The organism is Gordonia sp. CPCC 206044, assembly GCF_048537895.1.
Lineage (GTDB): Bacteria > Actinomycetota > Actinomycetes > Mycobacteriales > Mycobacteriaceae > Gordonia.
Map to the genome: position 1 here is coordinate 44,500 of NZ_JBCLVL010000012.1, position 12,697 is coordinate 57,196.

Annotated in this window: 10 protein-coding genes; 5 read left to right on the top strand and 5 right to left on the bottom strand. The window is 67.0% G+C overall.

The genetic code is table 11. The features are described from left to right. Positions 1–7 precede the first annotated feature (7 nt). On the bottom strand, positions 8–1,030 hold the full coding sequence (locus AAFP35_RS18635) for an LLM class flavin-dependent oxidoreductase (RefSeq protein WP_419223128.1): 1,023 nt from the start codon (positions 1,028–1,030) through the stop codon (positions 8–10). A 62-nt stretch (positions 1,031–1,092) separates the two neighbouring features. Here AAFP35_RS18635 and AAFP35_RS18640 point away from each other — a divergent pair, with 62 nt between their 5' ends. Continuing rightward, complete coding sequence (locus AAFP35_RS18640) at positions 1,093–1,971, top strand: LysR family transcriptional regulator (RefSeq protein ID WP_419223129.1); 879 nt, start codon at positions 1,093–1,095, stop codon at positions 1,969–1,971. Positions 1,972–2,069: 98 nt separating this feature from the next. On the opposite strand, the gene AAFP35_RS18645 is transcribed toward AAFP35_RS18640, so the two are convergent. Continuing rightward, a complete protein-coding gene (locus AAFP35_RS18645) occupies positions 2,070–2,222 on the bottom strand; it encodes a DUF1059 domain-containing protein (protein ID WP_419223130.1) in 153 nt (50 codons plus the stop codon). 110 nt (positions 2,223–2,332) lie between these two features. Here AAFP35_RS18645 and AAFP35_RS18650 point away from each other — a divergent pair, with 110 nt between their 5' ends. Continuing rightward, positions 2,333–3,466 carry an alpha/beta fold hydrolase gene (locus AAFP35_RS18650; protein ID WP_419223131.1) on the top strand — a complete coding sequence of 378 codons (1,134 nt, stop codon included), beginning with the start codon at positions 2,333–2,335 and terminating at the stop codon, positions 3,464–3,466. A gap of 4 nt (positions 3,467–3,470) precedes the next feature. Here AAFP35_RS18650 and AAFP35_RS18655 read toward each other — a convergent pair whose 3' ends face one another. Then, the gene (locus AAFP35_RS18655) at positions 3,471–3,851 is read right to left on the bottom strand and encodes an SHOCT domain-containing protein (protein WP_419223132.1); all 381 of its coding nucleotides are present in this window, start codon (positions 3,849–3,851) and stop codon (positions 3,471–3,473) included. Between the two features lie 185 nt (positions 3,852–4,036). Between AAFP35_RS18655 and AAFP35_RS18660 the strand changes: the two genes are divergently transcribed. The 3 genes from AAFP35_RS18660 (at position 4,037) to AAFP35_RS18670 (ending at position 9,954) form a co-directional block, all read left to right on the top strand. Continuing rightward, positions 4,037–5,470: a DUF2252 domain-containing protein gene (locus AAFP35_RS18660; protein WP_419223133.1), complete on the top strand. Its 1,434-nt coding sequence runs from the start codon at positions 4,037–4,039 to the stop codon at positions 5,468–5,470. Positions 5,471–5,485: 15 nt separating this feature from the next. Next, positions 5,486–6,925, top strand: coding sequence for a hypothetical protein (locus AAFP35_RS18665; protein WP_419223134.1), 1,440 nt, complete (start codon positions 5,486–5,488; stop codon positions 6,923–6,925). Between the two features lie 362 nt (positions 6,926–7,287). Further along, the gene (locus AAFP35_RS18670) at positions 7,288–9,954 is read left to right on the top strand and encodes a LuxR C-terminal-related transcriptional regulator (protein WP_419223135.1); all 2,667 of its coding nucleotides are present in this window, start codon (positions 7,288–7,290) and stop codon (positions 9,952–9,954) included. A gap of 6 nt (positions 9,955–9,960) precedes the next feature. On the opposite strand, the gene AAFP35_RS18675 is transcribed toward AAFP35_RS18670, so the two are convergent. Together AAFP35_RS18675 and leuA are read right to left on the bottom strand one after the other, a co-directional pair. Then, entirely contained in the window at positions 9,961–10,401 is a 441-nt protein-coding gene (locus AAFP35_RS18675; protein WP_419223136.1) for a DUF6325 family protein, read from the bottom strand. A gap of 292 nt (positions 10,402–10,693) precedes the next feature. Beyond that, positions 10,694–12,544: a 2-isopropylmalate synthase gene (gene leuA / locus AAFP35_RS18680; RefSeq protein WP_419223137.1), complete on the bottom strand. Its 1,851-nt coding sequence runs from the start codon at positions 12,542–12,544 to the stop codon at positions 10,694–10,696. Between the last annotated feature and the right edge of the window lie 153 nt (positions 12,545–12,697).

A 12,697-nucleotide genomic window follows, 5' to 3' on the forward strand; every position in this document is an offset into this window, starting at 1 on the left:
ATGGCGCTCAGCGCCAGCCGAGTTCGGGTGCCACGTGGGTCAGGATCGATTCGATGACGTGTGCGTTGTAGTCGACCCCGAGCTGGTTGGGCACGGTGAGCAGCAGGGTGTCGGCCGCGGCGATCGCCTCGTCTTCGCGCAGCTGCTCGATCAGCTTGTCCGGTTCGTCGGCGTAGCTGCGACCGAACCGCGCCACCGTGTCGTCGATGACGCCGACCTGGTCGTCCTCGCTGCCGCCTCGCCCGAAGTAGGCGCGGTCCCGGTCATCGACGAGTGCGAAGATGCTGCGGCTCACGGAGACCCGTGGCTCGCGGGGATGACCGGCCCGGGTCCATGCCTCCCGGAAACGCTCGATCTGTTCGGCCTGCAACTGGTGGAACGGCACCCCGGTGTCCTCGGTCAGCAATGTGGAACTCATCAGGTTCAAGCCCTGCTGTGCGGTCCACTCGGCTGTCGCACGGGACCCGGCACCCCACCAGGTGCGATCGCGGAGGCCGGGGGATTGCGGTTCGATCGGCAGCAGCCCGGGCGGGTTGGGGAACATCGGTCGCGGGTTGGGCTGCGCGAACCCCTCACCGTCGATGACCTTCAGAAAGACATCGGTGTGCTGGCGGGCCATGTCGGCGTCCGAGGTGCCTTCCGGCGGGACGTAGCCGAAGTACTTGTACCCCTCGATGACCTGTTCGGGCGAGCCGCGGCTCACCCCGAGTTGGAGTCTGCCCCCGGCGATGAGGTCGGCCGCTCCGGCGTCCTCGGCGAGGTACAGCGGATTCTCGTAGCGCATGTCGATGACGCCGGTACCGATCTCGATGGTGCTCGTCTTGGCCCCGATCGCAGCGAGCAGTGGAAACGGAGAGGCCAGCTGCCGGGCGAAATGGTGCACACGGAAGTAGGCGCCGTCGGCGCCGAGTTCCTCGGCGGCCACGGCCAGGTCGATGGACTGCAACAGCGCGTCCGAGCCTGAACGCACCTGCGAGCCGTAGGCGTCGGACCAGTGTCCGAAGGAGAGGAAGCCGATCTTCTTGGTCATGATCGGTTAAATGGAACTGCGGTCCGGTTAATTCCCGGTGTGGCGCGGTAGCGTCGCTTCCCATGGAGCTCAAGCGCCTGCGGTTGCTGCGCGAGTTCGCCGACCGCGGCTCGGTGGGTGCGGTGGCCGACGCGATGCACATGACCCCGTCGGCGGTGTCGCAGCAGTTGAAGGTGCTGGCGAAAGAGGCCGGGGTCGATCTCCTGGAGCAGGATGGCCGGCGTATTCGGCTGACCGATGCGGGTCAAGCGTTGGTTCTGCGGGCCGACCAGGTGATCGCTGCGATCGATCTCGCTCAGGAGGAGATGGAACGCTATCGGGCCGGGAACGCATCGGTACGGCTGGCCATGTTCCCGTCGGGTGCCGCGCTGTTGCTTCCCGGCGTCCTCGACCGCGTCGGCGGGACCGGGGTCGACGTGCACGCCTCCGAACTCGACGTCGGGTATCCGGAGGCGCCGCCCGCGCTGGCCGACTTCGACATCGTCGTCACACATCGTGACGAGAGGACGGCCTCGGTGCGTCGGCCACGAGTGCAGGTGACCGAGCTGATGCGGGAACCGCTCGACGTGGTGGTCGCGCGTCGGTCGGTGCTGGCCGAGCACGACGAGGTCGAGGTCCGGCAACTCGCCGACCACGACTGGATCAGCGTTGTCGGTGGCTTTCCCGTCGACGACGTGCTGCTGTCGATTTCCGCGATCACCGGGGTCGCCCCGCGCGTCACCCAGCGCATGCTCGACTTCGCGACCATCGAGGCCATCGTCGCGGCCGACCACGGGATTGCGCTCGTCCCTCGATTCGCCGTGCGCCATCTCGGGGTGAAGCGATTGGAACTCAAGGGAGTTCGGGCAGCTCGGGTCTACGAAGCATTGACTCGCCCATCGCCTCGGCAGGCCGTGAGCGCGGTGGTCGGACATCTCGTGGCGACCGCGAGGTCGGGCTGACGCCACCCACGAGTGCGTCGCCGACCGCCCGCCACCTGGTCTTAGGGCGAGCGGTCGCCGTCATTCCGCGAGCCCGAACATACCGGGCTCTCCGAACATCAATAGGCCATGAAAAGGATCTCGTCGCGGCTGTAGTCGTGGCCCGGGTGATTCTCGGTGAGATGCTTGCGCACCTTGTCCACCAACTCGTCCTCGTCGACGCCCTTGATCTGTTCGCCACACGGGCAGGTCAGTCGTGTCTTCGCGGCCATGGTGTCCCCTCCGTCTCGTGATCGTCGTGCACGGTCTGTGACCGAGGTTACCCACGTATGGTCGACCGGTAATGTGAGGCTCTCGTACAGGCAGGGAGCGGGAGGATGCGGTGATCCGTCGTCTGCAGGTCATCGTGGTCGTCCTGGCCGCGGCTCTCGCTCTGACGACGACGGTCTCGATCGGTTCGGCGACCACCGCCGGACTGAGGCCCGGCACGGTCACCGGGGTGGCGCAGCTCGGGGCGTGGGGCGGACTGTCGGGTACGCACCGGATCTCCTATCTGACCACCGACGCGTACGGCGCGATCGTTCCGGCGGCGGGCATCGTGCGCATCCCGACGGGCCCGCGCCCGGCGGGCGGATGGCGGATCGTCTCGTGGGCCCACGGCACCTCGGGGCTCGGCCCGTCATGTGGCCTCACCGGTTCGCCGGATCTGATCCGGGGCACCGCGCCGACCATCGACGACCTGAACCGGGCGGGCTACGCCGTGGTCGCCACGGACTACATCGGCCTGAGCCCCGGTTCACCGGACCCGCACCCATATCTGCAATCGCGGTCGGAGGCGTCGGCGGTCATCGACATCGTCCGGGCCGCACGGTCGATGTTCGTCGGCCTGTCACGTAGCTGGGTTGTCGGGGGCTCGTCCCAGGGAGGCCACGCCGCCCTCGCCGCTGCGCACCTCGCACCGACCTATGCGCCCGAACTGGATTTTCACGGCACCGCGGCGCTGGCGCCCGCATCGAACTTCGAGCAGCTGATCCCGCTCATCCGTCCGGGGGCCACCAGACTGCCGAAGGTGACCGCGGGCTCCTTCGCAGCCGTGCTGGCCGGCATGTCCGTCGGTCAGCACGATGTCGACGTGTCCGACTATCTGTCCCCGCTGGGAAAGCGGATCGTCGAGGAGATCGGGAGGAGTTGCGGACCCGAATGGGAGGGCATCCTCGACGGTGCCCGTCCCGACGACCTTCTGTCGAAACCCCTGGGCGACGACACTTTTCGTGCGGCGATTCGCAAGTACATGGGTGTGCGCGCGGCCGGTCACACCGAGCCGATCCTGGTGATCCAGGGACTGCGTGACACCACCGTCCCGATGCCGCTCACCATGGCGCTGCTGTCTGAGTTCCGCTCTGCAGGTACGACATTCGACCTGAAGCTGTTCAACGCCGGGCACAGCGATCTACGCGCACACGGTGCCGATCGCACCCTGCGCGACTTCTACACGAAGATCCTGGCGCCGCGCTGAGACCTCACGCCAGGGCTTTCGCCTTGAGTGACTCGAACTCCTGCGGCGTGATCGTTCCGGCGTCGAGGAGTGCCTTGGCATCGGCGATCTGTTCGGCGGACGACTTGCCCGACACCGACCGGATGTACTCGTCGGTCTGCTGTTTGGCCAATGCGTGCGATGCGGCCGATCGTTCGGACATGCCACGGCCACGGGCTATCAGGTACACCAGCGATGTCAGCCACGGCAGGATGATCAGGAAGACGACCCAGACCGCCTTCCACCACCCGGACAGGGCCCGATCCCGGAACAGGTCGGTGATGATCCAGAACAAGACCATCAGGTAGGCCAGGAAGCAGAAGATCACGAGTGTGTACCAGATGAAGTCCCAGAATGAATCCCACATGTGCGTCTCCTTCGATACGGCAGCCGGTGCCGCCGGGCCGATTCCGGCCCTCGGTCACAGCATGCGGCGCGCCGTGGCCCGACGGATCATCCGGACGGGGTGAATCGGGACGCCGCGCTGCGCCGATGACCCGTTCATACCCTCCGGGTGATGCCCGGAACGCGGTCCGCTGCCATCGTCGAGAGATGAACAGCGGAACTGGTGCCGCCGTGCCCACCACGCGGTATCGGACCTTGGCTGATCGTCTCGAGGAAGGCCGATCGGCGCGCGACCGGCTGGCGCCCGCCGATCTGGGTGCGGTGTCGCCCGACACGCCCGATTCGAGTTCCCGGGACCCCGTCGCCCTGCTGCTCGAACAGGCGGGTTCACGTGTGCCCGAACTCGTCCCGGTTCGTCACGGACGGATGGCGCGCACGCCGTTCACCTTCTATCGGGGCGCCGCCCTGGTGATGGCCGACGATCTGTCCCGCACGCCGCACAGTGGTTTGACCGTGCAGTTGTGTGGGGACGCGCATCTGAGCAACTTCGGGTTCTTCGCCACGCCCGAGCGTCGTCTCGCGTTCGACGTCAACGATTTCGACGAGACCTATCCGGGCCCGTTCGAATGGGACGTGAAGAGACTGGCAGCCAGCCTGGCCGTCGCCGCCCTCGACAACGGATTCACCCGCAAAGACGCAAAGCGGGTCGCCCGCGCCTGTGCGCGAGAGTACCGGGAGACGATGGCGTCGCAGGCCTCGCTGGGCACCCTGGCCGGCTGGTACAGCCATTCCGAGCCGACCGAGAAACTCGTCGAATTGCGTGCGCTGGTGGACGTGTCGACGATGGAGAGTCTCCGTAAGCAGATCAAGAAGGCATGGCACCGCGACAGCCTGCAGGCTTTGTCCAAGTTGACGACCGTCGTCGATGGCGAGGTCCTTTTCATCAGTGCGCCCCCGCTGATCGTGCCGGTCGAGGAGATTCTCGCGGGACGTGACGTCGCAGGCATCTATGACGAACTCCGTGGGCGCATCGACAACTTCCGCGCGACGATGGCACCCCATCATCGGGCGCTGCTCGACAAGTTCGAGTTCGTTCGCATGGCCCGCAAGGTGGTCGGCGTCGGGAGCGTCGGGACCCAGGCGTGGGTACTGCTGTTCCGGGGCAAGGACGACGCCGACCCGCTTCTGCTGCAGGCCAAGGAGGCTCAGGAATCGGTGTTGGCGCGCTACCTGGACGGTCCGGCATACCAAAATCAGGGGCAACGGGTCGTGGAGGGACAGCGTCTCATCCAGGCTGCCGGGGACGTGTTCCTCGGCTGGGACACCGGCCCTGGATTCGATGGTGTCGGGCGCGACTTCTACCTTCGTCAGCTACGCGACGGCAAAGGTGCGGTGATGATCGAGACGCTCGACGTCCGGGCACTGACCGTGTACGGCCGGGTGTGCGGGCGAGTCCTCGCCTATGGACATTCCCGCTCCGGCGACCCCGTGACGATCACCGAATATCTTCGGGACACCGACGAATTCGACCGCGCCATGGGACGATTCGCGGTGGGTTATGCCGAACGCAACATCGCCGACCACGATGCGTTCGTGAACGCGATCGAACGAGGTGTGGTGACCGCGGTCGCAGACTACTGACAACGGGAGGTCCATGTGGCTGATGTGACCGGGGCGCAATCGGATCCGCTCGACGTGCAGGAACGTGCGGAGCTGGAGCGACTGCGTGAACGGGTTGCCGAACTCGAGGGGCGGACACCGCGCGGTCGGGGCTTCTGGCGGCGATTCGGCGTGGTGGTGCTCATCGTGCTCACCGCGCTGTTGGCGCTGTTGTCGGTGACCACCCGGTTCGTCCGCGCGGAGATCCTCGACACCGATCACTACGTCGCGACCGTCGCCCCACTCGCATCCGACCCCGCAGTGCAGACCCAGGTGACTGCGTCGATCACCGCCGCGATCGACGACCGTCTCGACATCGAGCAGGTCGTCACCGAGGCGCTGCAGACCCTGACGGAGGTGACTCCCGCCGACCGTCCCCGCGTCGACCAGGCGCTTGTCGGTCTCGCCCCGGTCATCGCCGGTCAGGCGAAGTCGTTCGTACACAACACCGTCGCCGAGTTCGTCGGCTCACAGCAGTTCAAGGATCTCTGGAGCGCGGCGAACCGTCAGGCACACGAGGCGGTGGTCGCGACGGTCACCGGGGATACCCGACACGGTGCGATCAAGATCGACGACAACGGCACGATCAGCATCCAGTTGGGCCCGGTCATCGACCAGATCAAGACCCGCCTGGGCGAGCGTGGATTCGGGTTCGCCGACCGGATCCCCTCGATCGACAAGCAGTTCGTGATCTTCCGGTCACCGGAACTCGCGCGGGCCCAGGGTCTGGTCAACGCGCTGGACAAGGTCGCGACGATCCTGCCCTGGCTGGCGATCCTCGCCGCGATCGGTGCCGTCGCCCTTGCCGGCCACGGCCGCCGACTGCGCACCACGACCGTGGTCGGCGTGGCCGTGGTGGTCGCGATGCTGCTGTTGGCGTTGGGCATCCTGACCGGCCGCTTCGTGTATCTGAACGAGATGCCGCCCGACGTGCTCTCGGCGGACGCCGCCCGGTCGATCTTCGACACCATTGTGGCGCCGTTGCGAACCGCCCTGCGCGCCGTGGCGGTGCTCGGTCTGGTGATCGCAGCGGTCGGATTCTTTGCCGGTGGCTCGCGATCTGCGAGTTTTGTGCGGTCCGGGGTGGGGCGCGGATTCGGTGCCGTGGACGCCCGGCGAGCCGATCGACCGCCCAAGGATTTCGAGCGGTGGGGATGGCAGGTCCGGGTCCCGGTCCGCGTCGCGATCATCGTGCTCGCCGCGCTGCTGCTGATGTTCTGGTCGTACCCGACCGCGATGGTGGTCGTGTGGACCGTGGTCGTCGCCGCGCTGCTGTTGGTCGTGTTCGAGTTCGTGATCCAACCCGCGCGCCGCGCACGCAAGACGGATGCCGACGAAGATTCCGGGTCAGGAGCTCAGATCCCGGATGACCGGCCGACCCCGGACGCCGAGGCCGGATCGACCGCGACCGTATCGACGGAGGACGCCGAGGCGTAATCCGCCGGCACCTCACGGATCGGGTGTCGTGTCTCGGTTGCTCTCGCGGCGGCGTCGGACCCCGAATTCGAGTGCGATCGCCGAACCGGGAATCGCCGGTGTACGGACAACCGGATGTCCGATGACCGCGCGACGATGGAGGCGACCGGGACGCAGCGGCATGGAACCTCCCTGGGCGGACCGGCGACACGAATTTCGTTGCCTTGGCTCACGATGCCAGCTCGGAGGGTGCACTGTCGTCACCCGACTCAGATGATCGGACACATCTGCCGTCATCGGCCGGGCAGATCGTGTCGTCGGCGTTACGATTTCTCCGATAGGTCCCCGACCGTGCGCGGGGCGCCGGCAGATCGGATCAACACGTGAACGAGGCGATCGGACACATCGCGCCCGGGCTGCGGCTGCGTCTGTCACGACCCGAGATCCCGCCGGGCTTCGTGCCACGACCCCGCCTCGACCACGCATTGGCCGCCGGCCGTGGCGGACAGGTGATCCTGGTGACCGCCGGACCCGGATACGGCAAGACGCTCGCCGTCGCAGCATGGTCACGGTCGACGGCGATGCGCGAGACGGTCGCCTGGCTCGGCGCAGACGAGACGAGTGATCTGCAGTCGTTCTGGTCCGACATCCTGGCCGCGGTGACCGCAGCGGTGGCGCTGCCACCGGACAGTCGCCTCCGACAGATCATGCCGGGCACCGGGTTCGGCCGACCTGAATTGCGTTTGGCCCTCGACGGGTTGGCTGCCGAGCTCGGCCCGATCACGGTGGTGCTCGACGATTTCCACCGGGTCACCGACCCGGATGTGCTGGCCTCGGTCGATCATCTGATCGACCGTCAACCGCCGAATCTCCGACTGGTGCTGGTGACCAGGGTGGCTCCCGCCGCTCTGCACCTGCGTCGGCGCCAGCTCGACGGTCGACTCATCGAGATCACCGCAACCCAGCTCGAGTTCACCCGGGCGGAGGCGTCGGATCTGTGTGTTCGCGCCGGCAGCGAACTCCCGGACGCCGAACTCGACGTGCTGCTGGAACGCACGCAGGGCTGGCCTGCGGGATTGCGTCTGGCGCTGCTCGGCGCCCGGGGAAACGACATCCAGGCGGGGCTGCGTCAGTTCAGCGGTCGCAACGACCTGGTCGCGTCCTATCTCCTGGAAGAGATCCTGGAGCAGGTGCCGCCCAGCGATCGTCGTTTTCTCCTCGCCACCAGCATCGTCGACCCGATCACGGCGGATCTGGCCCGAGCGCTCACCGGTCGTGCCGACAGCCGCCAGGTGCTCGACGATCTGGTCGCCCACAACACGCTCACCGTGCGGCTCGCCGACCGGCCCGACTGGTTCTCCTATCACCCGCTGTTCCGTGAACTGCTCACCGATCGTCTCGCCGCCGAGAATCCAGACGGCCCGATCGACCTGCAACGCCGGGCGGCGACGTGGTTCGCCGACGCAGGCGACCCGATCTCTGCGATCCACCATTCGTGTCGTGTGAGCGCTTGGCCCGACGCACTGCGGGTCCTCGGGACCCAGGCGATCCCGCTGATGCTGTCACCGCAGGCGCCTGCGCTCGCCGCGGCCCTCGCACCGGCCACCGAAGCAGCGGTTCGTGTCCCGACGGCCGAGAACCTGTTGTGCGCGGCCGTCGCACAGTTTCATCAGCGCGACTTCGACCTGATGGTCCGCGACGTCGACGAGGCCGAACGCCTGTTGAGCCGACAATCCGACTGTCCGTCGTTCTCGGCGCGCATCGTCATCGCGCTGAGCCGGATGGTCCGCGCACGACTCGACCGACTCGGCGACATCGTCTCGCGATGCGACGACGTCGTCGCGGTGACGACGGCCGCACCTCTCTCCGATGCGCCTGCCGCGGCCGCCTACGTCCTGATCGCCCGCAACGATCGTGCGATCGGACTGTTCCAGGACGGAGAACTGACCACTGCGGCAGGCGAACTCGAGGGAAGTCGGGTCCGCGCCGCGGCGTCGGGGATGACGCTGATGGCCATGGCCGCCGATGCCTATCTCGCGTTGATCGAGTTGATCGGCGGGGACCTGCCCGCCGTCCGCACACGCATCGATGCGATGCGCACCGTTGCCGCCCGACGGGCCTGGCACCGTCAACCGCAAGCGATGGCGGTGCACGCGGCCGCGGCGCTGCTGGAACTCGAATGCCATGATCTCGACGCCGCCGAACGCGCGATCGACGACGGCCGGCGGTCGAGCGCCCAAGCCGCGGACGGTGGCGCCTGGCTGATCCTGGAGATCGCGGCGGTGGGGGTGGCTGTCACGCGCGGCGACCTGCAGTCTGCCCGAGTCGCGGGTGAGCGACTCGACGCGATCCGGACGCGAACCGGTCCGCTGCCCCGGCTTCTCGAGGCGTGGTATCGAACGGCGAAGGCGGAGATCGCCGTACTCGCGGGTGACGGCGACATGATCGAGGAGGCCGAATCGGCGTCGGGGATCGGCGCGTACGGGGTCGCGTTGAACCGGATCGCCAGGGCCAAGGCGTATCTCGATCTGATGCGTCCGCGGGATGCGCTCGTGGTGCTCGGATCGGCCCGTCGTTTCGCGCCCTATCGTCTCCAGATGACCGAGGCCGCGGTCCTGTCGGCGGTGGCCTCGGCGCGGCTCGATCATCTGTCCGATGCGTTGACACATCTGGGCGAGGCGGTGGATTCCGCGGCACCGGTGGGGCAGGTGCGCCCCTTCGTGGTCGCGGGCCCCGAGATGCGTATGTTGTTGCAGCGCTTCGAGCATGTGGCCGACAAACACACCGACTTCGTGCGCACGCTCATCGACACGTGTGGCGGGCGTGCCCCGTCCGCCGACGCCATCGGTCCGGTGATCGACGATCTCACCGAACGCGAGATGGTGGTGCTGCGATATCTGCCGACGATGTACAAGGCATCGGAGATCGCGGCGGATCTGTTCGTGTCGGTCAACACGATCAAGACCCACCAGCAGTCGATCTATCGCAAACTCGGGGTGTCGTCGAGACGGGATGCGGTGGATCGGGCGCGTGCCAAAAACCTGATCTGAGGAACGTCACTCGGTGGCGGACTGGTCGGCGTTCAGGGTGGCGACGATGGCTTGGGTCGGGATGCGGCCCTGGGCGACCAGACGGCACCCCGAGGTCTGCGCGGCCGCCGACAACGGTCGGGTCACCAGGTATTCCCAGACGATCACCGCGGCCGCATGGCCCGGGATCACCGCCGTCGCGAGATTCTCGACATCCTCCAACGCGAGGATCTCCGCGAGTTCGTCGCGCAACACGGGCAGGCGCGACGAGTCGAGTTCCTCGAACTCGGTGACCGAGATGGCGCCGGCCCGGTCGCGGTCGATGACGAGGAGATCGAGGACCCGGATCATGCCGCGGTTCACCAGTTCGGTGATCTCAGCACACACCGAGTCAGTGAAAGTGCGTGTGTCACCCGGTAATTCGATGACGACGTAGTCGATCGGCCCCAGTTCGGTCGCGGTGCCCATCACGAACCTCCTCGTCGCGGTCCGCTCCCGCGGTGTGCCGTACCCGGTTTCGCAAGGCATGAATCTCCCGGTGCCCTCACCGAAGTGTCGGCCGACTCGGGCGCGGTGTCGTCACCCGGAACGGGTGAGGACACCGTCGTGGCCGGCAGGTGGCCACGAAAAAGACACAGGCCGGGCCGTGATCGGCGGGGATCGCCCGCCGATGACGGTCCGGCCCATGATCGGTCCACGACAGCGGGGGATGGCCCCGGGTCATGGAAGTCTGGTGTCCGGTGGTGACAGCTGCCGTGTGTTACGGCGCCCAGGTGCGCGGGGCGGCACCGGCTTCTTCGGTGTCGGGCGCGCTCACCCGGTGGGCGCGGTTCACGGCCGACACGACGGCTCGCAGGCTCGCCGTGGTGATCGACGATGCGATACCGACGCCCCACACGGTCTCGCCGTTGACCTCGGCCTCCACATAGGACGCCGCGCTCGCGTCGTCACCCGCGGTGAGGGCGTGCTCGGCGTAGTCGAGGATGCGGACGTCGTACCCGACGGTGGACAGGGCATGGACGAATGCGGCCAGGGGACCGTTGCCGACGCCGGAGATCTCCTTCTCCACGCCGTCGATCTTGACGACCGCGGTGATTCCGTCCTCGCCGCCGTCGACCTCTGCTGCGTCCACACGCTGACGCATCCGCTCGAGCGGTCGGACCGGGTTCAGGTACTCGTCGGCGAAGACATCCCACATCTCCTTCGGCGACACCTCGCCGCCCTCGCCGTCGGTGATCTTCTGGATCTCGCGGCTGAACTCGATCTGCAGGCGCCGCGGCAGGTTCATGCCGTGGTCGGCCTTCATGATGTAGGTGACGCCGCCCTTGCCGGACTGGCTGTTGACGCGGATGACGGCCTCGTAGTTGCGACCGACGTCCTTGGGGTCGATCGGCAGGTACGGAACCTGCCAGAGGATGTCGTCGACGTCGGAGTCTGCCTCGTCGGCGTCGATCTTCATCTGATCGAGGCCCTTGTTGATGGCGTCCTGATGGCTGCCCGAGAACGCGGTGTAGACCAGATCACCGCCGTAGGGGTGACGCTCCGGCACGTTCAGCTGGTTGCAGTACTCGACGGTGCGACGGATCTCGTCGATGTCGGAGAAGCTGATCTGCGGGTCGACACCGCGGCTGAAGAGGTTCATGCCCAGCGTCACCAGGCAGACGTTGCCGGTGCGCTCGCCGTTGCCGAACAGGCAGCCCTCGATGCGGTCGGCACCCGCCTGGAAACCCAGCTCGGCGGCCGCGACGGCGGTGCCGCGATCATTGTGCGGATGCAGGCTCAGGATGATCGAGTCGCGACGCGCCAGGTTGCGGTGCATCCATTCGATCGAGTCGGCGTACACGTTGGGCGTCGCCATCTCGACGGTCGCGGGCAGGTTGATGATCATCGGGCTCTCCGGCGTCGGGGCGATGATCTCGGTGACCGCGTCGCAGATGTCCTTGGCGTAGCTGAGCTCGGTGCCGGTGTAGGACTCGGGCGAGTACTGGTAGCGCCAGTGGGTGTCCGGATACTTCTTCTGCTCCTCGAGTACCTGGTGGGCCGCGTCGGTGGCGATCTTGGTGATGGCGGCCTTGTCGGCGCGGAACACCACCCGACGCTGCAGCACCGACGTCGAGTTGTAGAAGTGCACGATGACCTTGTTCGCGCCGCGGCAGGCCTCGAAGGTCCGTTCGATCAGTTCCGGGCGACACTGGGTGAGTACCTGGATGGTGACGTCGTCGGGGATGGCTTCGTCTTCGATGATCTCGCGGACGAAGTCGTAATCGGTCTGGCTGGCCGACGGGAAGCCGACCTCGATCTCTTTGTAACCCATGCGGACGAGCAGCTCGAACATCCGCCGCTTGCGGGCGGGGCTCATCGGGTCGATCAGCGCCTGGTTACCGTCGCGCAGGTCCACCGCACCCCACATCGGGGCCGTGGTGATGACCTTGTCGGGCCACGTGCGGTCCGGCAGCGAGATCGTCTCGACCTCGTCGGCGAACTGGCGATAACGGTGGACTGGCATTGCCGAGCTGCGCTGGGTGTTCCAGACGGGCTGGTCGGCGGGGATGGGGCCGGACGGCTCGACGATGCGGCTCGCGCCCGAGGTGAAAGTGTCTGCTGGTGCCATGTGAGGTCAACTCCGAATCAAGATGGGGAAGATGACCGGCGCGCGAAAAGGCCCGCGACGGAGGGCCGGTCGATCAGACCCCGCCGCGGCGGCCAAGAAGGAGGGCACGCTGCATGCAGGCCACTGTACCCCTCGCGATCAGCGTGGATCAAA